At 55.7% G+C, this 25,767-nt stretch carries 24 protein-coding genes and 2 tRNA genes; 11 read left to right on the plus strand and 15 right to left on the minus strand.

What is annotated here, in order from left to right; translation table 11 throughout:
* Positions 1-354 precede the first annotated feature (354 nt).
* A complete protein-coding gene (locus GXX95_04500; GenBank protein NLT37400.1) occupies positions 355-912 on the plus strand; it encodes an SRPBCC family protein in 558 nt (185 codons plus the stop codon).
* 331 nt (positions 913-1,243) lie between these two features.
* Here the strand turns inward: GXX95_04500 and GXX95_04505 are convergent, their stop codons facing one another.
* Entirely contained in the window at positions 1,244-1,438 is a 195-nt protein-coding gene (locus tag GXX95_04505) for a hypothetical protein (protein ID NLT37401.1), read from the minus strand.
* 304 nt (positions 1,439-1,742) lie between these two features.
* On the opposite strand from GXX95_04505, the gene GXX95_04510 reads away from it, so the two are divergent.
* Positions 1,743-2,600, plus strand: a complete 858-nt coding sequence (locus GXX95_04510; protein ID NLT37402.1) for a cation transporter — start codon at positions 1,743-1,745, stop codon at positions 2,598-2,600.
* 22 nt (positions 2,601-2,622) lie between these two features.
* On the opposite strand, the gene GXX95_04515 is transcribed toward GXX95_04510, so the two are convergent.
* The 4 genes from GXX95_04515 to GXX95_04530 all read right to left on the minus strand — a co-directional run bounded on the left by GXX95_04515 (position 2,623) and on the right by GXX95_04530 (position 5,469).
* A complete protein-coding gene (locus GXX95_04515; GenBank protein NLT37403.1) occupies positions 2,623-3,393 on the minus strand; it encodes an SGNH/GDSL hydrolase family protein in 771 nt (256 codons plus the stop codon).
* An 84-nt stretch (positions 3,394-3,477) separates the two neighbouring features.
* On the minus strand, positions 3,478-3,900 hold the full coding sequence (locus tag GXX95_04520) for a PaaI family thioesterase (protein NLT37404.1): 423 nt from the start codon (positions 3,898-3,900) through the stop codon (positions 3,478-3,480).
* A 191-nt stretch (positions 3,901-4,091) separates the two neighbouring features.
* Positions 4,092-4,745, minus strand: a complete 654-nt coding sequence (locus GXX95_04525) for a hypothetical protein (protein ID NLT37405.1) — start codon at positions 4,743-4,745, stop codon at positions 4,092-4,094.
* Between the two features lie 181 nt (positions 4,746-4,926).
* Positions 4,927-5,469, minus strand: a complete 543-nt coding sequence (locus tag GXX95_04530; GenBank protein NLT37406.1) for a hypothetical protein — start codon at positions 5,467-5,469, stop codon at positions 4,927-4,929.
* Positions 5,470-5,724: 255 nt separating this feature from the next.
* Here GXX95_04530 and GXX95_04535 point away from each other — a divergent pair, with 255 nt between their 5' ends.
* Together GXX95_04535 and GXX95_04540 are read left to right on the plus strand one after the other, a co-directional pair.
* Positions 5,725-6,426, plus strand: a complete 702-nt coding sequence (locus tag GXX95_04535) for a hypothetical protein (GenBank protein NLT37407.1) — start codon at positions 5,725-5,727, stop codon at positions 6,424-6,426.
* Positions 6,423-6,707, plus strand: a complete 285-nt coding sequence (locus GXX95_04540) for a hypothetical protein (GenBank protein NLT37408.1) — start codon at positions 6,423-6,425, stop codon at positions 6,705-6,707. Before GXX95_04535 ends, GXX95_04540 begins: the two co-directional genes overlap by 4 nt.
* A gap of 201 nt (positions 6,708-6,908) precedes the next feature.
* Here GXX95_04540 and GXX95_04545 read toward each other — a convergent pair whose 3' ends face one another.
* The 4 genes from GXX95_04545 to GXX95_04560 all read right to left on the minus strand — a co-directional run bounded on the left by GXX95_04545 (position 6,909) and on the right by GXX95_04560 (position 11,086).
* Entirely contained in the window at positions 6,909-7,856 is a 948-nt protein-coding gene (locus tag GXX95_04545; protein ID NLT37409.1) for a hypothetical protein, read from the minus strand.
* Positions 7,857-7,913: 57 nt separating this feature from the next.
* Positions 7,914-9,473, minus strand: coding sequence for a citramalate synthase (locus tag GXX95_04550; GenBank protein ID NLT37410.1), 1,560 nt, complete (start codon positions 9,471-9,473; stop codon positions 7,914-7,916).
* Between the two features lie 104 nt (positions 9,474-9,577).
* Positions 9,578-10,591 carry a homoserine dehydrogenase gene (locus tag GXX95_04555; protein NLT37411.1) on the minus strand — a complete coding sequence of 338 codons (1,014 nt, stop codon included), beginning with the start codon at positions 10,589-10,591 and terminating at the stop codon, positions 9,578-9,580.
* Positions 10,592-11,086 (minus strand): hypothetical protein, encoded by a 495-nt coding sequence (locus GXX95_04560; protein NLT37412.1) that lies wholly within the window; start codon positions 11,084-11,086, stop codon positions 10,592-10,594.
* Between the two features lie 240 nt (positions 11,087-11,326).
* Here GXX95_04560 and GXX95_04565 point away from each other — a divergent pair, with 240 nt between their 5' ends.
* On the plus strand, positions 11,327-11,920 hold the full coding sequence (locus GXX95_04565; GenBank protein ID NLT37413.1) for a DUF2202 domain-containing protein: 594 nt from the start codon (positions 11,327-11,329) through the stop codon (positions 11,918-11,920).
* 674 nt (positions 11,921-12,594) lie between these two features.
* On the opposite strand, the gene GXX95_04570 is transcribed toward GXX95_04565, so the two are convergent.
* The 3 genes from GXX95_04570 to GXX95_04580 form a co-directional block, all read right to left on the minus strand.
* Positions 12,595-12,678: transfer RNA gene (locus GXX95_04570), tRNA-Ser, on the minus strand.
* A gap of 25 nt (positions 12,679-12,703) precedes the next feature.
* Entirely contained in the window at positions 12,704-15,649 is a 2,946-nt protein-coding gene (locus GXX95_04575; protein ID NLT37414.1) for a PAS domain-containing protein, read from the minus strand.
* A 255-nt stretch (positions 15,650-15,904) separates the two neighbouring features.
* On the minus strand, positions 15,905-16,663 hold the full coding sequence (locus GXX95_04580; GenBank protein NLT37415.1) for a carbon-nitrogen hydrolase family protein: 759 nt from the start codon (positions 16,661-16,663) through the stop codon (positions 15,905-15,907).
* A gap of 87 nt (positions 16,664-16,750) precedes the next feature.
* Between GXX95_04580 and GXX95_04585 the strand changes: the two genes are divergently transcribed.
* Positions 16,751-17,551, plus strand: a complete 801-nt coding sequence (locus GXX95_04585) for an NAD+ synthase (protein NLT37416.1) — start codon at positions 16,751-16,753, stop codon at positions 17,549-17,551.
* Here GXX95_04585 and GXX95_04590 read toward each other — a convergent pair.
* A complete protein-coding gene (locus GXX95_04590; protein NLT37417.1) occupies positions 17,513-18,049 on the minus strand; it encodes a hypothetical protein in 537 nt (178 codons plus the stop codon). The genes GXX95_04585 and GXX95_04590 overlap by 39 nt on opposite strands.
* Positions 18,050-18,143: 94 nt before the next feature.
* Here GXX95_04590 and GXX95_04595 point away from each other — a divergent pair.
* Positions 18,144-18,219, plus strand: a tRNA-Glu gene (locus GXX95_04595).
* A gap of 346 nt (positions 18,220-18,565) precedes the next feature.
* The gene (locus GXX95_04600) at positions 18,566-19,114 is read left to right on the plus strand and encodes a flavodoxin family protein (GenBank protein NLT37418.1); all 549 of its coding nucleotides are present in this window, start codon (positions 18,566-18,568) and stop codon (positions 19,112-19,114) included.
* A 98-nt stretch (positions 19,115-19,212) separates the two neighbouring features.
* Here GXX95_04600 and GXX95_04605 read toward each other — a convergent pair whose 3' ends face one another.
* The gene (locus tag GXX95_04605) at positions 19,213-19,617 is read right to left on the minus strand and encodes a DUF4332 domain-containing protein (protein NLT37419.1); all 405 of its coding nucleotides are present in this window, start codon (positions 19,615-19,617) and stop codon (positions 19,213-19,215) included.
* A gap of 707 nt (positions 19,618-20,324) precedes the next feature.
* Here GXX95_04605 and GXX95_04610 point away from each other — a divergent pair.
* Complete coding sequence (locus GXX95_04610; protein ID NLT37420.1) at positions 20,325-21,164, plus strand: MBL fold metallo-hydrolase; 840 nt, start codon at positions 20,325-20,327, stop codon at positions 21,162-21,164.
* Between the two features lie 67 nt (positions 21,165-21,231).
* Here GXX95_04610 and GXX95_04615 read toward each other — a convergent pair whose 3' ends face one another.
* Positions 21,232-21,657, minus strand: a complete 426-nt coding sequence (locus GXX95_04615; GenBank protein ID NLT37421.1) for a MarR family transcriptional regulator — start codon at positions 21,655-21,657, stop codon at positions 21,232-21,234.
* Between the two features lie 195 nt (positions 21,658-21,852).
* Here GXX95_04615 and GXX95_04620 point away from each other — a divergent pair, with 195 nt between their 5' ends.
* Both GXX95_04620 and GXX95_04625 read left to right on the plus strand, forming a co-directional pair.
* The gene (locus GXX95_04620) at positions 21,853-23,343 is read left to right on the plus strand and encodes an MFS transporter (GenBank protein ID NLT37422.1); all 1,491 of its coding nucleotides are present in this window, start codon (positions 21,853-21,855) and stop codon (positions 23,341-23,343) included.
* 473 nt (positions 23,344-23,816) lie between these two features.
* Positions 23,817-25,712 carry a fibronectin type III domain-containing protein gene (locus GXX95_04625; GenBank protein NLT37423.1) on the plus strand — a complete coding sequence of 632 codons (1,896 nt, stop codon included), beginning with the start codon at positions 23,817-23,819 and terminating at the stop codon, positions 25,710-25,712.
* Positions 25,713-25,767: the final 55 nt, after the last annotated feature.

Here is a 25,767-nt window from a genome sequence, read left to right on the forward strand (position 1 = left end):
GAAGCATGGACCGATCCCGAGGTGCTCAAGGTATGGTGGGGTCCGAAAGGCTTCACCACCCCAGTTTACCGCATCGACCTTCGCGTTGGAGGAGCGTACTTCTCATGCATGAGGTCTCCCGATGGGAAGGACTTCTGTTCCACCGGTACGTTCAAGGAGGTCGTTCCCATGGAACGCCTGGTCTACACTGATTCCTTCGCCGATGAGGACGGGAACGCCGTCCCTGCTTCTCATTACGGCATGCCCGGAGAATGGCCCATGGAGACGCTGGTGACCTTGGAGTTAACGGAGGATGGGGAAACTACCAAGATAACGATGAGATCGAGCGGCAGCCCTGAGGGAATGGCCAGTGAGATGGCCAGGGCTGGTTGGAACGAGTCCTTCGACAAATTGGAGGAGTACCTGGGGAAGGGCAGTGTGGGCGTGCCCAGGACCATTCTCATAGCGAATCCCGGCGTTCAGGAGATCATCATAAAGCGGACGTTCGACGCACCTCGGGCGTTGGTGTTCAGGGCTTTCACCGATGCCATGCTGATACCACAGTGGTGGGGTCCACAAAAGTACACGACTGCCATCGACAAGCTGGAAGTCAGAGACGGCGGGTCATGGCGATTCGTTCAACGTGATGAGGAGGGCAACAAGTTCGCCTTCCGAGGGGTCTTCCACGAGGTCAGGTCTCCGGAGAGGATTATCCAAACCTTCGAGTTCGAACCCATGCCCGGCCATGTCGAGATGCAGATCGCCAGGTTCGACGAGAGGGAGGGGAAGACCGACTTCTGTGCTAAGAGCGTGTACCTGTCCGTGGAGGACCGTGATGGGATGCTCAGCGCAGGTATGGAGGCCGGGATGAACGAAGGCTACGTGAGACTGGACGCACTCCTAGAGCGGATGAAGGCTCACGACATTGGTTGAAAGATGCGCTAGACGGCCACATCACGTACGAGGCAGCGAGAGGGGTTCGGTCTATCCCCTCGATGCTTGAGGTCTTCTACGTCCCTATCCATCCATCTCGGCATGGTATGTGAGAACTGCAACATAAGCCACGAATTGCCAATGCACAACATTCTTCCCGCATTGCCGCACCATAATCTCCTTCAGGATCGTGCATACCTATCAGGAAGGAGTGGTGTAATAAGGAATCCGGGAAGGGCCGAAATGGGACCTGAACGGTTCAGCTATGCTCACGAATATCTAGAAGAATAAATGAAAAAAAAACGATTGATGAATAAAATAGTAAAAATCATCACGCCATTTTATTGAGCAATGGAGAAGCCAGCTCTACCGTGAATACATAGCCAACCGGGCCTCCCTTTGCTTCTTTTACCAATCCCATGGCCACCTTTTCATCGCCAAAGGGGCAGGACCCCTCTTCCAAAAAGCGGTCGTACATCTCTCGGGCAGAAGAATCATCGTAGGTTGAAGCGATACGGACGATCATAATCATGAAATTCAAATTATAAGTATATATTAGAAATCATATAAATTGAAAAAGGCGATAATACTGATTTGATTTAAATATTCAATATGAAACCTAAAAAAACCGTGCTACAACGACAGCGATCCTACGAAAATTATCTGCGATGTGCTGCTTCTGCACCACAAAGGTTCGGCTTGCCACAGTTTATACCGTTGGGACACCATCGCCTCATCTCGGCGAGAACGTGCCCTCATTTTATTAAATGAGAAAACGTAAAAAGCGGTAACGAGCTGTTGGGTCCATGGATAAAAGGAAGATCGCTATTTTGGCCATTTTGGTAGGGCTTATAGTATTCGTACTGAAGCTCATAGCCTACTTCCTGTCCAACTCCGTTGCACTTCTCTCCGATGCTCTGGAGTCTACCATCAATATCGTCGCCTCCATCATGATGTTCTACGCTCTTAATCTGGCTAGCCAGCCCGAGGACGAGGACCACAGGTATGGACATCAGAAGGCCGAGAACATCTCCGCCCTGGTGGAGGGGATTCTCATTATCATCGCGGCCATTCTTATCATCGAGGCCGCCGTGGGCCGACTTTCCGATCCCATCCCTCTCGAGGACATCAACCTTGGACTGATCATATCCCTCGGCGCCACCTCCCTCAACGGGATCCTCGCCTGGGCGATGATGAAGGAGGCGAGGAAGAGTCGCTCAATGGCGCTGGAGGGCGATGCCAAGCACCTGTTCTCGGACGTGGTGTCCTCGGCGGGAGTGGTTGTGGGTTTGATCATAGCAGTGCTGACCGGCCTCTACGTCCTCGATTCCGTGATCGCCATGGTGGTCGCGGTCCTGCTCATCAGGATGGGGGTGGAAGTCCTCAGGAAGACCACCCGAGACCTCATGGACGCGACCTGCGAGGAGGAGGAGTTGGTCATCGTGGGGGTCTTGGAAAAGAACCAGGACCTCCTCGAGTACCACGATCTGAGGACCCGCCGGTCCGGCACCACCGTTTTCATGGACGTCCATATCTGCATCGACGGCAAGAAGACAGTCTCCGAGGGCCAGGGGATCGTGGCCAAGGTAGAGGAGGAACTCAAGGTGGTGGTGCCTGGCATTGTTCCCAACTTCCGCATCGAGGATGAGACCCAGTGTAAAAGGTATAAGGCCGAGGGGAAGAACTGATCATATGCTAACAGGAGAACGATCAGCTCTTGTTCATCCTTCTGCCTTGAAAATAGAGAAGACCGCTGATGGCCCCCAGGCCCCCGATGATGCCCCACCCGACCATGGGGCCCCTCCATGGCATTGTTACCTCTTCTCCCTCATAGCGGGTGCTACCGAAACCGACGACGAACAGCTCGTCAGCGATGCGCTGGTGACCAGCAGGGCTGAGGTGGACACCATCACCGACCTGGTATTCCGATGCCAGCGTATCATTGGCATCGCCAAGAAGGGCCCAAGCGTCGATGACATGGACGTTCTTATATGACAGGCTCTTGGCCCAGTCATTGATGAGCGAGTGGAAGGAAGATCCACTGTCGTTGACAGGGACGGTCACCAGTAGCACTTGGGCTCCGTTGGCCAGGGCCAGCGAGATCATGTTCAGATAGTTGCTCTCGCTCTCCGCGACGCTCAACCAATTACGGTCCTCCCGCGTCATCGCCAGCACCACCACATCGGGACTGAGCGAGATGACGTCCGGTCCGAACCTTGTAAGCATATTCCATGAGATATCTCCTGTCATGACCATGTTGTGGACGCTGACGTTCAACATGGATCCAAGCTGAGAGATGACCGAGTCCTGGGAGTTATTCGGGTCATCCTTCACCATGGTCTCACCGACGGTGATATGATCGCCGATGACCACGACCACGGGCGCGCCGGCGTCACCCGCGGTGGCAATAGGTGGTATGAACAATAGGAAGAAGCAGGACAACGTGATAGCTACGAACACCTGGCAGTGCCGACCCATCATGATACAGAACGCCTTGCCAGTTATTTCACCTTATGGGCCGAGTGAGCATTTGGACCCGAATTACTCTCTAAGAGCAAACCGTCGCTACCGGCCCACGATCTTACTGAGGTCGACCTTCTGATAAACGGCTCTCGCCTCGGCGACGACCTTCTTGGTGTGGGCATCGATCAGGGTGGAGTATACTTCGATCCTTCGCCCCTCACGCTTCTCCACCCAGGCCTCGCAGATAAGCCTATGGCCCTCGAACCCGGGGCTCTTGTAATCGACCGCCATGGTGACGGTCACGACACCGGGGACCGTGCGGGCGATGACATGGTACATGGCCTCATCGAACAGCACGCAAGTTACGCCTCCGTGCATAAGCCCGGGGTAACCGCAATGCTCAGGTCCGATATCGAACTCTATATGCGATCTCTCATCAACGAACGAGTACTTCAGCCGAAATCCGATGGGGTTCTCCTGGCCACATCCATAGCAGCTGGGGAAGTCAACGCCTTGGTCCTTCATGCATCTCGGCAGCATATGGCATACGATGCTTAAATCGATTCATCGGAAGGGCCTCGAGGGACCTGTGGGTAGGCGCCGAGCAATTCGAAGATAGCCCGCTAGTATCGATCGAAGTGTAGAAGAAAAAGACCAAACGGTTTGTACGCAGGCCCGGCCGACCGTAGCGACGTCCCGATGGATGGCCCAGTCACTTATCTTGCCCCTCCCGATCGCTCCATGTTGGTAAAGGACTCAGTAGAGGCGAGATCGTCGTCCACCAGCCGGGTGCGGTCGCAGGTCCCATCGCACTTCCTATCTCTGACGCCGGCTGACCCGTTGTCACCGTTGCGGCCTCCGTCCCGACCACCCTCGTCCGGGCACCAGCGGTCGCCGTCCCTGAACCTCAGGCTTTGATCGCACCCATCACACCAGCCGTTTCCGTGCAGCATGATGGTGCTCAGCTGGTCCTCGGTCAGGTTCACCTCTCCGAACCCACAGAGACCCTGGTAGGTGGCGCACACCATGTACTCTCCCTCAGGAAGATCGAAGGTCAGGTAGCCCTCGGTGTCGGTCTGCCCCTGGGCGACCTTCTGGACGATGATGGTAGTGGTATCGTCATCCTCGGTGATGTTCACAGTGTAGACCGTGACGTTCACACCCTCGACGGTTATGGGAGTACCATCCACCATGCAGACCACGTTGACGTTCAACGCATATGTCGCATCCGTTCCCTCTTCCTCGACCGTGACCACTGGGCTCTCATCCTCCGCCGAGACACTGGTCGAGGACATGAGAGCGAAGGCGATCCCTGAGATCAGGAGAGTTGCCACCGCCCCCATCGACAATATTTTGGTACTCAGTCTCAAATCATGTTCCTCCGGGAAATAGGAGCGTCCGAACATTATATCCCAGGTCGGAAAGCATCATCCGGATGAATCGTTCATGCTGAGCGCGACCGGCCACCTCCCTCGTGGCGGTCACGATGTTCACCGCAAGGGGGAGGCGCTTAGAAAAAATGAAATGGTTTGGGGGCTGGCGCTCGTTCCTTTATTGCCCCGCCTTTCCGCCCTCACCGCTCTGGGCCGTGGTCTGTGTTCCTGCCTGAACCTCACCAGAGTGGTTTGCGGTGAACATCTGACCGTTCATGTGGCTCCACTCCCACTGATGCTGGTAGCATAGCCCCGCCTCGGTCTGGTTCATGTTCTTATTGGCGAATCCCTTCTGGTCCTGGTTCTCCGCGCAGATCATGTACTTGTATCCCTCGGAGAAGTTGTACTGCACCTTGCCGTCCCCACCGGTCTGGAGAGCGATCATCTCCATGACCCTCATGGTGGTCTGGTCGCCGTCACAGGTGACGTTCATCTTGCAGACCATCACCTTCGCACCGCTAAGGGGTACGCTCTCTCCATTGGCTTCGGTCGTGACCATAACCGCCTCACCGGCATCGGATCCGAGGCTGACCACGGATACCGTGGGGGCGTCCGCGCCCACGGCGGACAGGTCGTTCTCCTTCAGAGTGGTCAAAGCCACTCCCGATATGATCAGGGCAGCAACAGCGCCCAACGCTAACATCTTGATGCTTGTTCTCATTGACTGACCTCTGATGAAAGAATCTACCTTAAATTATATTCAAGTTAGGAAATAATCGTCTAGACGATTCGTGCACTTCCGGTGATAACAGTAAGGTATCGACGGTGCAGGTACCTATCCTCAGGGGACATATCAGGGGAACATCAGCTCGTCGACCGTTCAAAATATTTCGTTATCTTGTTATAAAAACTAATGAAGGAATCCTTCATATTGCCAATATACATTTCGTGGTCAGGCCTATGTGCCGGTGCATTCATGTTCCCGCCGAGATGGTTCCTTCCATATGATGCGATATTCCAGCTCATAACCGCCTTTGTAGCCTTGGCCGTGGCCATGTACGCCCTGAGAGGGCATCAATGGGTCAAGGAAAAGACGTTGTACGCCCTGTATCTGGCGTTCCAGCTGCTGTCGATAGGCCTTTTCATAAACAGCATAACGCTCACCTATACCTACGTCTTCGGTATTTCCTTCACCTCTCCCTCGGACCCCCTCTCCATCGCCGATATGGGGTTCTGGGCCTACTATGCGCTGAGCATGTTCGCCTACTCTCTCCTGGTGTTCGCCTACACCCTCCGACTGCGGGAATCGTCCTTGCCCCTGTCCGCATTGGTGTTGGTGGGGGCGGGGGGCAACGGAGCAGGCGGGGGCGGTACAGGCGGAGGTGGAGCGGGTGGAGGGGCCGCTGGGAGCACTCTCCTGACCGCCGGGCCCGTGGCCGAGCTGATACTGGTAGTATTGCTGCTTATCATCGTCATCTCTCAATTGGCCCACCTGATGGTGAAAAGGAGCCGGTACGGCATCATGGTCACGTTCAGCTTCCTTCTCATGCTGATGAGTCACCTCCTGATCATGTTCAGCTCCCATGAGGACATCGTGTACGTAGTAGGCAGGGTACTAGAGCTGACAGGCTTCCTCTCGCTGTTCTTGGTCCTGTATAGCCTCAGGAGGAGCGGATGAAAGGACCCCAGAAATACCGCTCCAAGGGGCGCATCTTCGCGGACATCCTACGCGCGGTGCAGGCGGACGGTCCGGCCAAGGTGACACACATACTGTACAAGGCCAACTTGTCCCACGATCGGCTGACCAAGTACCTTGTCCAGCTGGAGGAGACTGGGCTGATATTGAAAGAGCAGGAGGGAGACCGGTCCGCGTACTCCATCACCGACAAGGGGAAGAAGTTCCTGATGGAGTTCCGCAAGATGGAAGAGTTCGCCGATGCCTTCGGGCTAGACATATGAGCGCAACCTCATTCTATAGAACGACATGCTTGTTTAACATGCAATTCATCGATACATTTTATTAACCCCTGCAATATATTGGTTACGGGGAGTCCCCGTGGACCTTCTCCAACTTCCCCACCATTTCTTTAATCTTCGGGGGCTCCTCACACAACTCTTTTTTCTGAGCGTCTGGCTACCTGTTCTGAACGCGTATCGGTCCTACAAATCGCAACGCGAAACGATCCCTCTGATGATGCTCTGGGTCTCTTCCGGGGGTCTCGTGGTGTTGACCAAGTGCACCTCGCAATGCTCAAGGAAATCCCGGAAGAACCTCCGGCGCAGAGAGAGCTTCCTTTCATCCCTCACCAGCTGATGAGGGTTGCAGAAGTCTTGGGCCTCGAGGTACTCCATCGCCTCTTCCGGCTCCATCTCCCTGGTGGTGACCGGATCATCGGGATCACGTTTCAGAAGGATCACCTTGTACATCGTGGTCAGGGGAGAGACCCCGCCCTGGCCCACCGTCCACCGAACGTTCACTATGGCCCGGCCCCGGCTGTCGAAGGAGGCCTTGTCCACCAACCCCTGGTATTCCGGCCAGATAGTGGAGATGTCCCCCTCCACGTAGAAGTTTTTCTCCGAACCGTACGCTAAAGGCCTCTTGCTGGACATCCTAACGAAGTACCAGTCATCAGTCACCAGGCGGGCATCCTTCATGCGGAGCAGCCCCCAGGAATGGGTGGTCTTGCCCGACTTGGAAGGAGCTATGAGGGATACGCCCCTTCCCCCGATGTCCAGCGCGGCTCCGTGGACGGAGTGTATGTTGTGCTGGTCCTCCAGGATGTCTCCCGCCAGGGCCAGGGCGATACTCTTTACCCAGCCGTAGTAATCGATGTTGAAGAGGAAGGCCGTGCGGGTCAGGGGATCGTACTTCACACCCGCCTGTTGCTGGGGATCGTTCAGGACGATCAGGCGTCCGTGGGAGCGCACGCTCTCCGCCATGCCGTAGAAGTTGTTGTCCCATACCTGGTCAGTGCGCTCCTGGTCCGTCAGGAGGCGGATGCACGTCCCGTGCAGCTCGCACTTGGAGGAGTATAGGTAGCGGGCCTCGTATCGTTCGAACAGCTCGTTGCGCTCGTCCGGCCCTATGAGTTCTAGGTGGTATCGCATCGCCCGATAGAGGGAGGTAGTTAAGTAAAAAGGTTGGCTCCTGGCTTCGCCGTGGATTTAGCTGGAAGATGGCTGGGAGCCCTTCATGAGCTTGTACTCCATGCTGTCCAGGAGCGCTATGAGCGAGGCCTCGATGACGTTGGTGGACACGCCCACAGTGGTCCACGAGGCCTCCCCGTCGGTGGATCTAATCAGCACCCTGACCTTGGCACCGGTGGCGTCCTTGCTGTCGATGACCCGGACCTTGTAGTCGGCCAGGCGCACCTCGCGCAGCTCCGGGTAGAACCTCTCCAGGGCTTTGCGGACAGCGCGGTCCAGCGCGTTCACGGGACCGTTGCCGTTGGCGGCGGTGTGCTCCATCATCCCGGTGGAGTCGACGACCTTGATGCTCGCCTCCGAGGAGACGTTGTTCCCGGTCACATCGACGAAGATACGGAAGCCCTCGAGGCGGAACGGCGGCTTGATACCATCATTAAGACGGCGCACCAGCAGCTCGAAGGACGCGTCCGCCCCCTCGAACTGGTAGCCCTCCGACTCCATGTGCTTGAGGTGCTCCAGAACCTTCCGTCCGGACTCCTTCTCGGTGTCTATCCCGAACTCCTTCATCTTGGCCAGTATCGACGCCGTTCCCGAAAGCTCGGACATCAATACCCGACGCTGGTTGCCCACCAGGCGGGGATCGATGTGCTCATAGGTCTTCTCGTCCTTCAGGAGCGCGTTCACGTGGACACCGGCCTTGTGCGCGAAGGCGCTACGCCCTACGTACGGGAGCTTAGGGTCTATGACCACGTTAGCGGTCTCGCTTATGAAGTTGGAGAGCGGGGTCAGGGACGTGAGGTCGGGGATGGATATCTTACGCCCCATCTTCAGCGTCAGAGTGGGCATGATGGAACAGAGGTTGGCATTGCCGCATCTCTCACCCAGTCCATTGATGGTGCCCTGCACCATGGTGACGCCCCCCTCCACGGCCGCCAGGGAGTTGGCTACCGCCAGGTCGGCATCGTTATGCGCGTGGATGCCCATGGGGAGGTCGAAGCGCTTGGCGACCACGTCCACGCACGTCCTGACGTCTCCGGGCAGCGTCCCGCCGTTGGTGTCGCACAGCACCAGCCAATCGGCACCAGCCTGGGCCGCCGCTTCCAAAGTAGAGAGCGCGTACTCCGGTGAGGCCTTGTAGCCGTCGAAGAAGTGCTCCGCGTCGTACACCACCTCCACCCCGCTCTTCTTGAGGAACCAGACGCTGTCGGAGATGAGCTCCAGGTTCTCCGGCAGAGGTATTTTCAGAGCGTTCCTAACATGGCGGTCCCAGCTCTTGCCGAATATCGCCACCGCGGGGGCCTTCGAGCCCACCAGCGAGCGGAGGTTAGCATCCTCCTCGGCGGTGATCCCGGCCTTACGGGTGCTTCCAAAGGCCACTAACTTCGCGTTCTCGAACCTCATCCGCGAGGCGGCCTCGAAGAAGGCCACATCCTTGGGGTTGGACCCTGGCCAGCCTCCCTCGATGTAATCGATCCCGAACTGGTCTAACCTTTTGGTTATGTCCAGCTTGTCCTCGGTCGAAAAAGACACACCCTCAGATTGGGTCCCGTCTCTAAGTGTGGTGTCGTAGATAGCCACTTTATTGGCTAATAAATAAATCCCGCGCCGTGCCTCTCATAGAACATCTACTCCAAGACAGGCATGTCAATAGCGAGAGGCGTTATTAATACCCTCTCCCGTAATCATCGCCGCTTGCCGCGTCCCTCGCCCATCAGTGCCAGTAGGTCGCTCAGCACCGCGCTGGCCGTTTCCTTGCGGCCCGCGCCCCGGCCGGCCACGGTGATGTCCCCGGCGAGGTCGGTGATCAGCTGCACGATGTTCAACGTTCCCCCGATGGCCAGGGGATGACCGACCGGCACCATGCGGGGCGAGACCTCCACCCGCTTGTCGTTTATCTCGCCGATGAGGCGCACCACCATGTGCTGCTCCGACGCCAGGGAGATGGCGTCCTCAGTGATACTACGGATTCCCGTGCGCAACACATCGTTGTAGGTGACGTCCCTCCCGAAGATGGCGTTGGCCAGTATGGCAACCTTGCACGCCGAGTCCACGCCGTCGATGTCGTAGCTGGGGTCCCGTTCGGCGATCCCCATCTCCTGCGCCTCCCTCAGCGCCTGCTCGAACGGGAGACCCTCGTCCTTCATACGGTTGAGGATGAAGTTGCACGTCCCATTGAGGATGCCCCTCAGCGAGAATATCTGCTCACCCCTGAGAAGCTCCCGGGAGAGGTTGATGACGGGCATGGCCCCTCCCACCGAGGCCTCGTACCGTAACTGGACCTTGTTCCTGGCCGCGGTGCTGGTGAGGTCCCGGAACTTCAGCGCCAAGGGACCTTTGTTAGACGTGACCACGTTCTTACCGGCATTGAGCGCCGTCTGTATGTAGGTTAGACCAGGCTCCGCATCCACGATGTTGGTGGGCGTGGTATCGATCAAAGTGTCGAAGTCGTACTCCTCTATGAACTCCGGGGCCCCGTCGTCCAGAGGACGCTTGCCGACCTTCCCCGTCCCGGCCTTGCGGGCCACCAGCTCCTCGGGGTCCAAGCCCCGGGGGTCCTTGACCAGCGAGGAGGAGTCGAACACCCCTACGATGGTGACCTTCTGCCCGAAGCTCTTCTGGAAAAGCTCCTGGCGCATACCGATCACTTCGGCCACTCCCTGCCCCACGGTCCCGAATCCGGCGATGACCACCTTCATCTAATCCAGCCCCCTGATGAGCATGTAGTTGTGCTTGTCCGCCCGCTGCTTGAAGAAGGACTCCAGTGTTGACAAGGTCTCCTTCTTGGAAGCCTTCCCGGTGACCAGGGCGGCGCGCGACGAGGAGTTCGCCGTACCCGTGTAGCGTATCTCGATGGAGGCCACGTTCTCCATGGCGTCGAGGCCCTTGGTGATGCTCTCCAGCTCCTTGGAGCTTATGCTGCCCACGAGCAGGTACTGGATAGGGTAGGTCTCAAAGAAGGCGTCGATCTTGGCGATGTCCACCTCCCCTTCCTTCCAGGTGCTCAATATCTTGTCCAGTGACTGTTCTGAACGCACCTCGAAGATGACGTTGACGGTGATCCTACCGCCGATCCGGTCGTCATGGTGGTGCACCACACCTCTGATGTTCCCGTCATACTTGGAGATCGGCTCCAGGGCCGCCACCAGCTGCCCGGGGATGTCCTTCAATCGCAGGTCTACGTTCACCTTCACATGGTCACCTTCGTTACATCGAGCACACCGCATTCGGGATATTTGATAGTTGATGACTGGTCGATGATAGAAAAAGATTGAGACCTTTTATCTTTGAGCTGAGTAAGGAATGATGTTCTGCGCCCTCTTTGCATCATTTTAGACATTGTTACTATTATGTTCACATCCTTGTTTTGGTTCGTAGAGTGCTTGGAAAATTTTCATCCAAAATAAATATCAGGACGGTCGCTGGACCTCAGCATGAGGCATCATCGTCTATTGGGAATAGCGATGTTCTTCCTCCTAGCCGCCATCCTGGTGGTACCAGGCTTGATCCAAGGGGCACAGGCCAAGCCCGTTGCTGGTGGGGGTAATGGAGATGGAACAGGCATTGTTGTCGTTCAGAGCGTTGCCCTGACGGCAGATGAGGTGAAATGGCTGAAATACCTGCGTGAGGAGGAGAAGGTGGCCAGGGACGTTTACACATACCTATATAGTAAGTGGGGGGCCCTCATTTTCAAGAACATAGCGGCCAGCGAGCAAAAGCATATGGATGCTATCAAGAACCTTCTGATGAAATATGGAGTTTCGGACCCTGCTGCGGGGAACGACTATGGGGTGTTCACGAACCAGGAGCTTCAGGTTCTGTATGACAAGCTCATCGTGGATGGGAGCGTCTCCAAGAGAGCGGCGCTCGAGGTAGGGGTTCTGATAGAAGAACTAGACATTGGAGATCTGGAAGAGGCCATGTCTGCCACGACGCACAACGATATCAAGAACGTCTACAGCAACCTCCTGCAGGGTTCATTCAACCACCTCGCGGCGTTCGAGAGCCAGTTAGCAAAGCTCGCTTGAAATCAATCAATGCTCGGAAAACCCCTTAGTTTCTCTTTCTATCCTCATTTCAAATCTAGAAAGTGACCTGTCAGGAACCACGGGCAGGTGGGCATCGATCATAAAAAACAAGTATTCGAAGATGAGCCCTTCGATCATGTTTGACCCGGACCATGCATGATGTCTTGTTTGGTGCGGTCCTGGTCTCTGACCCGGTCGAGATCACCGCTTTCATTAGATGCTCCTCGTGATCCCGAATCCTCAGGTCCATTGCTGCTCTCTCTGTCTGTTGATGCGTCTGTACTGGATGCTCCATCATATTGGCTAATTAGTACCAGGGCTACGCCGGTGAAGATTAATGTTGCCACGATGCAAAACGCGATGAACGTGCGACCTAGGGACACCCTCACACCTGCCGTGGGAAAAATGCAACTGCTACATTTTCTTCTTTTCAATATATCGTTCGAAAATGTTGTTGGTTTTCTAATATGAAAGAGCGAATTGGGCTCATCCCGTCTTGTTGCTCCCTGGTTGAAAGTCGATTTTTTTTACCGTCCCTCGCTCATAGCCAGATCGGCACCATGCCATCCGTGGAACAAATAATGGAAGATGGCTGTAGGCCTGTCACCTTGTTCTCCTCAAGCGCGCTGATACACAACACCCTTACAAATTCGATGATCTAGTGAGAGCCAGAGCGCCGAGGGGGAGATTTGAACTCCCGAGTCCTTGCGGACACAAGCTTTCCAGGCTTGCGCCTTACCGGTCTGGGCCACCTCGGCCTGGGTTTCCCCCTACCGCATTTAATCATTTAAATGTGTCGGGCTCTGGGTTCACCGTGGGACCTGGCTGCATTGCGTTCTTCACCACCAACGACAGTTCCTCGATCTTATATGGCTTGGGCACCACGCCCACGAACCCAAAGTTCTGGTAATCGGCCATCACAGGGTCGTTGGAGTAACCGGAGGAGACGATGGCCCGAGCCTGGGGGTCCATCTTCAACAAGTGGCCGATGGTCTCCTTACCCCCCATCCCTCCGGGAACGGTCAGGTCCATGATGACGACATCGAACTTCCTTCCATCTTTCATTGCTTGTCCGTAAGCCCTGAGAGCCTCCTCTCCGTCATGGGCCACCTCGGTCTCATAGCCCAGGCCCTGGAGGATGTCCATGGTCACCTGCAGGATGAACTCCTCGTCATCCATGATGAGCACCCTCCCCGTGCCTGATACTGGCCTGTCCGACCTCGGAGCGTCCCTGATCGGTTCGTCGGTCGCTGGGAGGTACACCGAGACCTTGGTGCCCTTCTTGACCTCCGAGGTGACCTCGATGGTCCCTCCGTGACGCTTGATGGTGGTGAACGTCACGGTCATGCCCAGCCCGGTACCGGTGGCCTTGGTGGTGTAGTAGGGATCGAAGATCCGCGGCAGGACATCGGAAGGTATGCCCTCCCCATGATCAATGAAGTCCACGTTGACATATCTGCCCTCGGTGTCGGGGCCGGGGCGCGAGAACACGTTGCGCACCACGATCTCCACCGATCCTTTCTCATGGCTCGCCTCCTGGGCATTGAACAGGATGTTCAGGAAGGCCCTGTTCATCTGCCCCTGGTCGATGTTGACCGGCCATATGTCATTAGGGCAGTCCAGCGACCAGGTGATGCTGGAACCGGTAAAGGCCAGTCGCGCAGTGTCCTCAAGCAGCCCGCGCAGAGTCGTCGGCTTCTGGATGGGCGCCCCTCCCTTGGACAGGGACAACAGCTCCTGGGCCACGAACTTGGCGCGGTCCATGGCCATCTCCATGTCGCTGATGCGCTCCCGAGAACGCTGCATCGAACCCTCGCTGTTCTCGATCTCCGTGCGCAGCAGGTACAGCTCGCCTACCACTGACGTCATGACGTTGTTGAAGTCGTGGGCGATGCCCCCTGCCAGCGTACCGATTGCCTCCAGGCGCCCGGCGTTGGCCTCGGCGATCTCTGCCCGGGCCTTCTCGGAGATGTCCCTGAAGGTGAACATCTTCCCCATGACCTCGCCCTTGTCGCTGGTCAGGGTGATGTAGCTGTACTCCATCTGCCATATCTGCCCGGAATTGTTCCTCATGGACACCCTGAGCGGTCCAGCCTGGTGCAGAGTGCGGTAATCGTCCCACTCATTCTCGGGAAGGGGGACCAGCTCCCTGATGTTCCTCCCTATGCCATACCTTCTGTTCACCCCTATTAGATCCTCGGCCGCCCTGTTCATTAGGACCACGCCGTCATGCTGGTCGACGCTTATCACGCCGTCGGTGATGGACTTGAGGGTGATCTCCAGGTTCTCGTTGGTCCTGCTGAGCTCATCTAGTATCCTCTCCCTGTCCTTCTCCGCCCGGCGGCGGTCCGTAAGGTCCCTGCCGATGATGAAATACGCTTCCTCACCCTCGAAGTTGAGAGTGGTCATGCTAAGCTCCACGTCCAGGACCGACTGGTTGGAGTGCATCAGTCTGCCCTCCCCTTCCAGCACCTTTCCCCCTTCCCCAGTCGTCTTGGCCGTGTTCCAGTCCCAGGGGGCATCGAGCACTTCGGTGATCCTCGTCCTCTTTATGTCATAGTCGTTTCTGCCCGTCATCCTCAGGAAGGCGGGGTTCACCTCGATGATGGAAAGGTCCTTACTGCTCACCAGGATGATGGCGTTGGAGGAGCCTTCCACTAGTACCCTGTATCTCCGCTCCTTCATGACCAGTTCCTGCTCCGATCTGTCCAGGTTCTCCAGCATGATGTTGACCTGCTTACCCAGATCAGCGATCTCATCGTCCCCCAACGTGCTGACCCGTTTCTCCTTGGATTGCCCCCTACCGATCCTGAAGACATCGTCCATCAAGATGTGCATCCTTGACAGCACAGCACGATCGACGAAGAGCAGCATGAGGAGGCAATTGATCGTGGCCGTGGTTATGATGGTGTGGAGGAGGAACATGCCAGTGCGCTGGCTTTGTTGGTACCAATCCCTTCCCACATCCAGGTTCATAACGGCCGCGGGAACTCCGTTTAAGTCCGAGATGCTCCAGGAGCACAGCATGGTGGAGTCGTTGATGTTCTTAATCGTCAGTTCCTCAGGTCCGGTCCCCAGAGCCAAGCCGGGATCGTCCGGCTCGATCTCGATCCTCAGAGCATTGCCGAAGGTCTCGGTCAGCGATACCTCCACATTCTCATTTAGGTATACAGCCATGATCATCTTGCCGCGAGCTGGACCGCTGCCGTCAGACCTCAGTATGGGGCAGGATGAGAGGATCACACTTCCGTCATCGTAGGACAGCACGCCGCTGGTCTCGTTCTCCATATCATAAATTATGCTTTCATCGCTCTGAATTGCGGCGAGCAGACCCGAAGGGACCTCCGAGGCCAGGGGGTCCTCGGGATCGGTAGCATCCACGGACATATTGTAGATCAGATTGCTGGCAATATCGTATAGGAGGACAGCGTCCACTTCGTATCCGTACATCGTGTAGGCGTTGAGGTTGTTCTCAATGTATGAGGCATTGTAATCCTCGAGATACGACCAGGTATCGTCCCAGTAGGAATAATCTCCGCACTTTATGTTCAGTATGTACTCTATATTGCCTAGACCGACGCCGATCCGTTGTGCGGCGCTCCTGGCCTCCTCCTGGTCCATGGCCGTGGCCTGATCGTTCAGCATGCTCACGCCAACGGCGTTGAATATAAGGATGAACAAAATGGTCATTGGGATCAAGATCAGCAAAACCTTGGTCCTGAGCTTCAACCTGGCCACCACCTTGGGACAAAATATTCCATTATAACGATGGCGGTCTCATTATTTTTTTTTGCAACTATGGCCAGAAGGTTATATTATATGGAATGATCTCTTTTTTCTATCGAATAATTGTCGTTCCTTCTTGTATAAGGTCCAATCAGTAGACCCACGGCCGCTCGCATTGCCTTAACAACGCCGGTGCGATACTGGACAGACCGTAGACCGCGGCTGGCCGAATGTGCGACCGGCGGTGGATGTGGACGATCAACAGCGGGAAAAGTTGTCCCGGATGGTCGGCCTTCCCCGTCTAGCAGCCACGATGGCCTCCAAGGACACTTCAAACGTGCTCAGGTCCTCCTCGAAGTACCTGTTCTTGGCCAGCAGCTCTCCCCTGGGTCCGCGGGCCTCTCCCCCTCCGAAGTAGACCTCGTTGAGCTGGGTCCCCACCTGGTTCTGGTACGCGACATAGGAGGTGGTCTCTATGGCCCTTGCGGTCAGCAGCTTTTCGAAATATTCGCGGGAGGTGAAGGGGGAGGCGGAGATGCAGACGATGGCCTCCGCTCCGTCCAGAGCGTAACCCATCGAAAGTTGGGGGAAGAACAGATCGTAGCAGATCACTACCCCGATCCGATGGCCCTCCACCTCCATGGTCCTTCCGGATGTGCCAGCGCTGAAGTACAGACCCTCCTCGAACGGTCCGAACGTGGCCAGGTTTACCTTATCATAGCACTGGACGGCATTGTGGGGGGATACCAGTACCGCGCTGTTCCGCATCACTCCTGGCACGCGTTCATCCCATGTGGCCATGCCGAAAAGGATGTTGGTGTCCTGCTCCTCCGCCAGCCTCTGAACGGTGCGCACGCTCCTGCCGTCAATGCCCTCTGCGAGACGGAACACCTCGTCCCTGACCATATATCCAGTGAGGAACAGCTCCGGGAAGACGAAGAGGTCCGCGGACGAGGTTTCCACGAGCCTCTTCATGCGGTCAAGGTTCTCTTGCTTGTCTCCGAGGGCACAGGGCACTTGAGCCAGGGCGATACGCGTTCTACCACCTCATCCGAGTCACCTAATGTGACAAGAGCTAAAATAGAGTAGCATCATCCCATCTGCATGAGGCCTCAGCTTAAAGAGCACGTTTGCCCAGCCATAATGAACTTCGTTCGTCAAAAGGTCGAGGAGAGTGGCGGCAGCGGTGTGGTCATAGGCCTCAGCGGAGGCATCGACTCCATGACCGTGTCCAAGATCTGCGCCGATGCCCTGGGGCCGGAGAAGGTGCTGAACATCTTCATGCCCTCCCACGCCTCCTCCGATGAGGACCGCAGGGACGCGGAGGACTTCTGCCACCGCATGGGGATGGAGCTTCTTGTGGTGGACATAGAGCCGGTGGTCCGTACGTTCCATTCCATACTGCCATCTTCAGATAGGAAGGAGCTCGCTGGCAATATCATGGCCCGATGCCGCATGATCGTGCTCTTCCACCATGCCAAGGTGCGCGGGAGGGTGGTGATGGGCACCAGTAACAAGAGCGAGCTGCTGATCGGGTACTTTACAAAGTTCGGCGACGGGGGCTCCGATTTCTGCCCCTTGGGAGATCTCTACAAAACGGAGGTACGGCAGCTCGCGGAGCTGATCAAGGTACCGCGCAATATCATCGATAAGGTCCCGTCCGCAGGACTGTGGGAAGGACAGACGGACGAGGGCGAGATGGGAATGAGCTACGATGATCTGGACCAGATACTGTACGGTATCGAGCGTTCACTCACCAGCGAGGAGATCGCGGCTGAGACCGGCCTGTCCATGAATAAGGTGGAAAGGGTGTGGGCCATGCATCGTTGCTCCGTCCATAAGCGGAAGACCCCGCTCATACCTAAGCTAGGGATCCGGACCCTCGGTCTGGACTGGAGAGAGTGACAGACGGGCCTCGATAGATCTTACCAGGGCATCGAGCTCCTCGGCGTCGAACACGATGCGGTCAGCCTTCTTTCCGAGAGCCCAGATAAATGGATGCTTCTCCCTCAGAACGATCTCGGCCAGGTCCTTCCTGCGGGTGGTCACGTAGAGCGTGGGCGAGCTCAGGCGGAAGTACACTCCCGTCCTGGAGGGGCCCCGTGGGACCCTTTCGATCGCCCTAATATCGCTCAAAGGTATCCTCGCCCTGAAATACCAACCCTGCCTGAGCAAGAGCGCCTCGTCCTCGAGCTCGTGGTCAGTGAACCACGGCGATATGCCCAGGACCGTCAAGAAGACGAAGCCCATGATCACTATCGCCATGAGCGTGAGGAGGTCAGCGTTGATGGTCAGGAGGAGGTAGATGATGGTGATCAGGACCACCACCAATAGGACGAGGTTCGCGATGAACGGCCTTTTTGAATATGAGAACGCCCTCCACACGGCAAGGGCAGACCGCATCCAAGATTATCATCCTTTACAACCTCGTCCTAGGTAATGATAATGCTCGCCGATGGAAAGATTTAATAAAGACGTCTATATTTGCACCCCATACGCTCCCGTAGTGTAGCGGCCAATCATGAAGCCCTCTCGAGGCTTCGACTCGGGTTCAAATCCCGACGGGAGCACCACACTTATATCCAATTATCCTTTTTGGACTTATCCCACCACTCATCCGTATAGCCGATCCGGAGGAGAAATTGAACTTCTTTTTTAATGTTCTATGATAAGGTACGCCAACTTCGCCAGGACCTTGGCCAGCACTTGTTCTCAGTTCTTCGCCTTGTCAATCTACATGTTATTGGCTGGTACACGCCCCCACCTCATGATGGTGATCAGCTGGGGAGATAATCTTGAGGCCCATATCGATCAGGCTCTTACCTATGCGCTCGTTGCTATTGCCTCTGGTCCTCTTCGTTGCTGGCGGGCCAGGGTGGGCATTGAAGTATTTGGAGCCGGTTATCGAGGCCGATCAACATGAAAGTTATCGGCATCATCGCGAGCCCCCGCAAGAACGGCAACACCGAGACCCTGGTCCAGGAGGTCCTCGGCGGCGCCGCGGAGAACGGCAACCAGGTAGAGAGCTATAGACTAAGGGATATGGACCTTAAGGGTTGCCAAGCCTGCATGTACTGCAAGACCCATGATCACTGCAGGCAAGACGACGAACTGTCCAACATCATGGAGTCGATGAAGAGCGCCGACGCGGTGGTTTTCGGCTCTCCCATTTACTTCTGGGAGTTCGCCAGCCAGTTCCGGACGTTCATCGACCGCCTGTACATGTTCTTCAACCCCGATTTCACGGTGAATCTGCCGATGGGAAAGAAGGCTATCGTCATCACCAGCCAGGGGAACCAGGATGTGAAGACGTTCGACAATGTGTTCGTGGACTTCGACAAGCTACTGACGACCTACGGATTCAACAAGGCCGGAGCTATACACATGATCGCCGGCGCGAACCCGTCCGCGGCCCGGGAGATGCTAGACCTCATGGAGGAGGCCCGGTCCCTGGGTAGGGCGCTCTGATCGTGACCGGATCTACCTGGACCCGGTCGCTCACCAAATAATGAAGAAGAAGGGAAGAGGACCTGCGAAGGCCTTTCTCTCCCTCCCGAGGTCGTATCTTAATGAAAGACGACCTTGGGCAGCTTCTTGGCCTGGACGATCCAGTCCTCTACCATGGTCTCGGCGGGGGTCCTCTTGACCAAGTTCATCTGGCCGTTGAGCTCTTCCATCTTCTTGGCGAGGTTGGGGGCCTTCCTCTGCGCCAGTTCGGGACAGCTGTCCACTCCGGCGGCCTCCAGGAGGTCCGCATACTCAGAACCTACTCCCTTGATCCTGAACAGATCAGCGTGGTTAGCCCACTCGAGCAACCACTCCTTCTTGATGCCGGTCTTCTTAGCGAGATCATCCCTTCCCTTCGCCGGTCCGGCGACCTCCAGGAATTTTTCGATGGTATCGATGCCCGCTCCAGAAAGCAGCTCCACGCACTTTGGTTTAATTCCTTTGATCTCGGTCATCTTTGCCATGATCCATCACCTTTCACGGCTGGTTAGGTCCAACCATGGTGACCGTTTCATTTTCAAAAACGATATTAATAAGGTTGGTTCAAATTATCCAATTTAAAAATCTCAGGTCCGATAACCTGTACCGTATCATAAGCGCTATCAACAGGGATACGTTCTTGCCTATCAAAGAACTGAAAAGGAGAAATCGCTTGCTGGCCACCAATAGGGAAACTTCCCGATGAGAGTATCATGCTTCTGTCCCGAACATCCTGTAGCTATCATATCGTGCTAAATCATGCTAGAGATGATGATTTCGAGGCGATTAGAAAAAATACAGAGGTGCCTCGCCCTCGACATGGGGTTGATGTTGAGTCTAGGTGTTTTCTGTCGGATGTTCGTTACTTGGGGAGGTTCTGATGATGGAGGTGAGGCGACCCCAACTTGTTGTTCTTCGATCCGTATTTAAGGGCCGTCCAGGTGTCGCTCTCTACCTTTTTCGTGCAGAGGGAAGGCTACCAAAAGTTCGGACCGATATGATGTGTGATATTTTTCAGCATATAAGTCTGTGATGAACGATTGATTCTTCCCATTTTCCCCTCTTGGGAACGCCATCCACATTATAGGGAACGCTGACTTCAGCCATGGTCGGCCTCATCACAGGCATGCATGGCGGGCATCGGAGCATCATGCAGTAAAAGATTATAACATTTTAGAACGCATTTGTTATCATGCACATAACCACGCTCATCGACAACTCTGAAGGGCAGGCTGGTCTGACGAACGAGTGGGGTTTGTCGCTCCACCTAGAGGCCAACGGCAGGAAGATACTCTTCGATACTGGAAGTACGTCGGCCTTCGCTTCCAATGCGCAGAAGCTCAATATCGACCTCCGTGATGTCGAGGCAGCGGTCCTATCGCATGGTCACTATGATCACGGCGGAGGTCTAGGGGCATTCTTCTCGGCCAACGATGATGCGCCCCTCTACCTCAGGACGACCGCCGACGGGGACCATTACTACCGGATGCCGTTCATCAGGCGGTACATCGGTCTCGATAAGAACGTTCTCCAGGCCAATGGAGGGAGGCTGAGGTGGCTGAGCGAGGACACAGAGGTGGCTCCGGGCATCCACGCCCTGACCTCGATCCCCATCACTGAGCTTCGGCTCTATGTTGAGAAGAAGATCATGGTAAAAGAAGGGGAGAGGCTCGTTCCCGATGCGTTCAAGCATGAACTGGCACTTGTCGTTAAGGAGTCTGACGGCATCTCCGTCATGACTGGCTGCGGCCACCTGGGGGTCCTGAACATGGTCCAAGCGGCCAAAGCCAAGTGGCCGGATGAGCCCATCAAGGCGGTGATAGGGGGATTCCACGCCGTCAGCAACCCCATCACCAAGGGAATGGCCAGTTCCCCGTCGGGAATAGAACATATGGCAGAAAGGTTCAAGGTGCTGGGATGTCAACGAGTGATAAGCGGGCACTGCACCGGTAAGAAGGCCTCTGCCATCTTGAAGAAGGTGTTGAAGGATGATCATGATGTTCTGGCAACAGGAAAGGTCTTCGATATTTGACGGCCTGTGAGGGTTAAGATACAACATCGTTCGAACATCATTCAATGATCCGGCTTCCTTCTGGTCATCAGTATCTATAGAGTTCGTCCAATCTTTTATCCAGTTTAGCGGATACTCTTCGAAGGTCCTCCTTGTCCTTGTCGTCCAGGCACTCCAGGAGTTGACCAAGTATCTTTTCCATAGCCGCTTCGGAAAAAAGGTAGGCCTCCCTTCCCTTGTCCGTAAGGTTCAATTCATAGGTCCTGTTGCGCTCGCTCTTGTTCTCCACAAAGCCGTTCTCGATCAGAGTTTTCACCACCCTTGTCGTCAAGCCCTTATCGGCACCCGTGAGCGTGCACAGGTCCTTCATGGAAATGCCTTCGTTGTTACCGATCTCCATTATGAATGGTATCTGGGATGCCTTGAAATCCTTGTCCTTCAGTATCTTGTTTACATGGGCATCCATGAAGGATCTCATCTTCTTGGGGGAGATGAACAGGTCCCTGTCTCTCATTCTATCACATCTTTAATGTCGTTCATAATATTAATATCAATATGACTTGACTTATCAACAATCCTTAAATATCACCTCAGCTTGGGACGACATCGCTAACTTGGAGGTTAGTATTTGAAACTCAATAGCTCTATCAATTGGTCGACCATCGAACCAAAGCATCGGCGCATGATCATGGTGGGTCTGATGCTGGGGATGCTGGCCGCGTGCTTGGACGGAACCATCGTGTCCACATGCGGCACGATCATCGCCGAGGACCTGGGCGGCCTCAGCCTTTACAGCTGGATGTTCACGGCCTACATGCTGTGTGAGACCATCGCCATTCCCATCGGCGGAAAGTTATCTGACCTCTATGGCAGGAAGCCGTTCTTCCTGCTGGGAATGGCCATGTTCCTAGGTGGCTCCATAGCTGCAGGATTATCCAACAGCATGGAGATGTTCATCATATGCCGGGCCGTACAAGGTGCTGGTGGCGGTATCTTAATTCCCGTTGCCACCGCTGCCATAGCCGACCTATACTCCCCTGTAGAGAGGGGCAAGATGCAAGGCATAATGGGAGCTGTCTTCGGTCTCGGTACTGCCCTAGGCCCGGTCATCGGTGGCTTCATCACAGACTATATCAGCTGGCACTGGGTGTTCTATCTCAACGTTCCTCTCGCGGCCATGGCCCTGTTCTTCACCTCCAGGCAGTTCCCCTCCATAGAGGTCGTTCACCGCAAAAAGATCGATTACACAGGCATGTCCATCCTGGGGCTGTTCCTCCTGGACATTCTGCTGTTCTTCTCCTGGGCAGGTAACGATTTCGACTGGATCAGCACGGAATCGGGCATAATGGTGGCGGCCGCAGCGGCCCTGCTGGGGCTTTTCGTCCTCGTGGAGTTCAGGGCTGAGGACCCTGTGATCGCCCCGCGCCTGTTCAAGAACAGGACGTTCGTGTGCGGCGCCTTCAGCATGCTCGTGTTCGGTCTCGCCTTGACCGGCGCCCTGGCCTACCTTTCGATGTTCAGCATATTCATCTTCGGTCTGACGTCACGGGAGGCAGGTTACCTGACGATCGCCATGGTCGCAGGACTTATGATCACAGCGATGTCCAGCGGAAGATACGTACAAAGGACCGGGTACAGGCCATGGGTCATCGCCGGTCCGATCATCGCTTGCACGGCCATGATGCTCATGTCCACCCTCGGTCTGGGGGACAGCGTGTGGCTGCTCGCCGCCTACATGTTCCTTCTTGGCCTCGGCCTTGGCTGTGTGATGTCCGTCCTCATGGTGGCGGTCCAGAACAGTGCCAGACCTGAGGAGATGGGTATGACGACTTCGAGCGTCAACCTCTTCCGGGCGATCGGAGGAACGGTGGCCACCGGCGTGTTCTCCTTCCTCATCAACCTTAGATTGGATGATGAGCTGAGGCGGAATCTCGCCGAAGGGGTCTACTCCATCGTACCTCATAACACCGACGTGCTCGCTTACCTGTCGCTGATGCCGGAATACGCAGCCCAGATCCTGACGTCGTTCGCCAATAGCATGGATTTCGCCTTCATGGTGGGCGGGGCATTAGTGCTGCTGATAGTCCTGGTAGCGCCGTTCCTGAAGGGTTACCTGGTGAATCCTGAACAGGAGGAGCTGAAGACCAAAACGATCGTGGAAGTGAAGGACCTCCGCGGGTCGAAGAAGGAATCCCAGTAAGATCCTTTTAAGGGCGAGGCCCTTCAAACTTCTTCTTTTTTCTCAATATCTCAGCAGTTCACTCCGTTTTTTCACAGATCGTTCTATAGTGCTACGATGATACGGTTCGGCCAGCTCTACGATGGTTTTTTTATCAACATCGATACAAAATGCTCCTGAGCGACCGTCCGCCGTCGTCTTAGATAGAGCTGGTGAAACGCAATTAAATCCTGTTCTCGCTGGTCATCCACACCGGACATCTAAAGTTAAGACGAGCGGTCGATCGGGCACACCAAATTATTTCTACCTTCTTCTCACAAAGAGCGATGGGGTAGCTGCGAGGTAAATGCAGGTCCTGTGTCTTTAGCTTAGAGGGGTTGGTGGCGATCAAAGGACAATCAGGGAATAAGTAAAACAATTTATGAAGGGGTCAAGTATCAGGAACTCAGAGACAGGCTGATGCAGGCCCGTGAGTTCGAACAGAGAGTGTGTGTATGAAGAAGAAAAGAGGGGCGTGCTCCTCGGTGGCAAAGGTCGCGGTCCTGATGGTCTCGTTTGCCATGGCCGTGGTCATGTTCGCAGCCGGCACTGGCGTGGCTACGGTAACGTTGGACGCCGAACAGCAACAGGTTAGCGAGGGGGCAAGCTTCTGGATATACACCATGGCCGTGGATCCCCGGGATCGGCCGCACATATTGTATCATGATTCCAGCAACATCTATCACTCGGTCAAAGAGGGAGGTACATGGCGTTCAAGCATGGTCGACTCCATATGGGAGAGCTTCGACCTCGCCTTGGGACCGGACGACGGCCTGAACCTCTGCTACCTACGCTACAACTACATGGATGATGATGTCGAGCTCGTTTACTCCACGAATACAGGGGGCACATGGGGAAGCGAGGTGTTGGCGACCGGATGGGATATAATCTCTCCTCAGATCGCGGTCGATGGCCATGGCAACGCCCATATATGCCATCACACGGCGTCAGGCGACCTCGTCTATCGGACCAACTCCGGAGGTTCCTGGACGGACTCCACCTTGGTGGACGAGGTGGACACCAACAATGGTCAAATATTCATTAGGGGCGAGGATGTGGTGGGAATATTATATTCCGACGATACTAATGGACTTCTTAAGAGCGCTACCAAAGATGGGGGCAGTTGGAGCACACAGACCATCGACGAAGGTGCTTCTAGTTATTCCCTCGCACTAACGCCAGGCGACCATGATAACGTCCATCTCTGCTACATGGTATCGGGCAATATGTTCAAATACGCCACCACCAAGGGCGGCCAGTGGTACAGCGAGGTCATCCCCGGTTCGGGAATGGCCAGTAACTACCAGATAGCCGCGGGACCTGACGATAAGGCCCACGTGGTCTACGTTGACGATGTGGATGGTGACCTGAAGTATACCACCAACGCAGAGGGCACATGGAGCACCCATTTGATCGATCAGAGCGGTGACGTGGGCAACTGTCAGATTGCCGTGGGCTCGTCCGGGGACGTGCACATCGGTTTCAATTATCCGTATGGGGACCTAATGTATGCGACCAACTCCGATGGTGCTTGGACCACCCATGTGGTGGAGCACACTGAGATCGGGGTCCTTAGTAGCGGTCCGCTCATCATCGGCCCGAAGGGCATGGTGCACATCGCCTATCAACGGTCAATGACGAACGAGATATTCTACGGCAGCTTCACGCCGTCGGTCATCACCCGGCCCGGCCTCCCCGAGAACGTAACGGTCACCCCTCAGCAGGGATATGCCAACATCACTTGGTCTCCGCCGGCTAACAATGGAAGTGCGGACATAGTCGCCTACAAACTCTACCGAGGGCCGAACCTAACATCGATGATGACCTTGGCGATCGTGGAGGGTACCTCCTTCATGGACGCGGGCACGATAGAGGGCACGACCTATTACTATCAGGTGAGCGCCGTCAATAGGGAAGGGGAAGGGGAGAGGAGCTCCATCGTGAACATCACCTTAATGAACACTCCCTCAGCGCCGACCAACCTGACCTTGAGCAACGAGGACGATCATATCCTGCTGCATTGGGAGCCCCCTACCGATGACGGAGGCTCTCCGGTCACCGGGTACAATATATTCCGCGGCGTGAACGATTCCGCCCTGGATCTGCTCACCACTGTGGACAACACATCGTTTGAGGACTTCCAGGTCCTGGAGGGAGTCACCTATTACTACGCCGTCGTGGCCACCAACGACCTGGGCGCTGGCTCGACCTCTGAGGCGGTCAATGGTGCCATTATTGTGAATGCCCCCTCGCAAACAGAGGGCCTACTGCCTCTAGCGGGTATGGCCATCGCCGGTGTGGTCGCGGTGACCGGGGTGCTCCTGTGGAGGAGAGGGAGATCCAAAGGGTGAGGCATGCGAGGTACCGCGTTGTAGAATGCCCATGTTCCCTTGCCTCTACCCCATC

This window comes from Methanomassiliicoccus sp. (assembly GCA_012719175.1).
In the GTDB taxonomy this organism is placed as follows: domain Archaea; phylum Thermoplasmatota; class Thermoplasmata; order Methanomassiliicoccales; family Methanomassiliicoccaceae; genus UBA6.

What these genes read in the sequence shown, in the direction of transcription:
- GXX95_04520 (NLT37404.1), bottom strand. Translation starts at nt 3,900, where the DNA reads ATGAAGGACCAAGGCGTTGACTTCCCCAGCTGCTATGGATGTGGCCAG.
- GXX95_04500 (NLT37400.1), top strand. Translation starts at nt 355, where the DNA reads ATGGCCAGGGCTGGTTGGAACGAGTCCTTCGACAAATTGGAGGAGTAC.
- GXX95_04530 (NLT37406.1), bottom strand. Translation starts at nt 5,469, where the DNA reads ATGAGAACAAGCATCAAGATGTTAGCGTTGGGCGCTGTTGCTGCCCTG.
- GXX95_04540 (NLT37408.1), top strand. Translation starts at nt 6,423, where the DNA reads ATGAAAGGACCCCAGAAATACCGCTCCAAGGGGCGCATCTTCGCGGAC.
- GXX95_04605 (NLT37419.1), bottom strand. Translation starts at nt 19,617, where the DNA reads ATGGCAAAGATGACCGAGATCAAAGGAATTAAACCAAAGTGCGTGGAG.
- GXX95_04620 (NLT37422.1), top strand. Translation starts at nt 21,853, where the DNA reads ATGCTGGCCGCGTGCTTGGACGGAACCATCGTGTCCACATGCGGCACG.
- GXX95_04585 (NLT37416.1), top strand. Translation starts at nt 16,751, where the DNA reads ATGAGGCCTCAGCTTAAAGAGCACGTTTGCCCAGCCATAATGAACTTC.
- GXX95_04590 (NLT37417.1), bottom strand. Translation starts at nt 18,049, where the DNA reads ATGCGGTCTGCCCTTGCCGTGTGGAGGGCGTTCTCATATTCAAAAAGG.
- GXX95_04555 (NLT37411.1), bottom strand. Translation starts at nt 10,591, where the DNA reads ATGAAGGTGGTCATCGCCGGATTCGGGACCGTGGGGCAGGGAGTGGCC.
- GXX95_04515 (NLT37403.1), bottom strand. Translation starts at nt 3,393, where the DNA reads ATGATGGGTCGGCACTGCCAGGTGTTCGTAGCTATCACGTTGTCCTGC.
- GXX95_04545 (NLT37409.1), bottom strand. Translation starts at nt 7,856, where the DNA reads ATGCGATACCACCTAGAACTCATAGGGCCGGACGAGCGCAACGAGCTG.
- GXX95_04535 (NLT37407.1), top strand. Translation starts at nt 5,725, where the DNA reads ATGTTCCCGCCGAGATGGTTCCTTCCATATGATGCGATATTCCAGCTC.
- GXX95_04625 (NLT37423.1), top strand. Translation starts at nt 23,817, where the DNA reads ATGAAGAAGAAAAGAGGGGCGTGCTCCTCGGTGGCAAAGGTCGCGGTC.
- GXX95_04600 (NLT37418.1), top strand. Translation starts at nt 18,566, where the DNA reads ATGAAAGTTATCGGCATCATCGCGAGCCCCCGCAAGAACGGCAACACC.
- GXX95_04610 (NLT37420.1), top strand. Translation starts at nt 20,325, where the DNA reads ATGCACATAACCACGCTCATCGACAACTCTGAAGGGCAGGCTGGTCTG.
- GXX95_04615 (NLT37421.1), bottom strand. Translation starts at nt 21,657, where the DNA reads ATGAGAGACAGGGACCTGTTCATCTCCCCCAAGAAGATGAGATCCTTC.
- GXX95_04505 (NLT37401.1), bottom strand. Translation starts at nt 1,438, where the DNA reads ATGATCGTCCGTATCGCTTCAACCTACGATGATTCTTCTGCCCGAGAG.
- GXX95_04565 (NLT37413.1), top strand. Translation starts at nt 11,327, where the DNA reads ATGAGGCATCATCGTCTATTGGGAATAGCGATGTTCTTCCTCCTAGCC.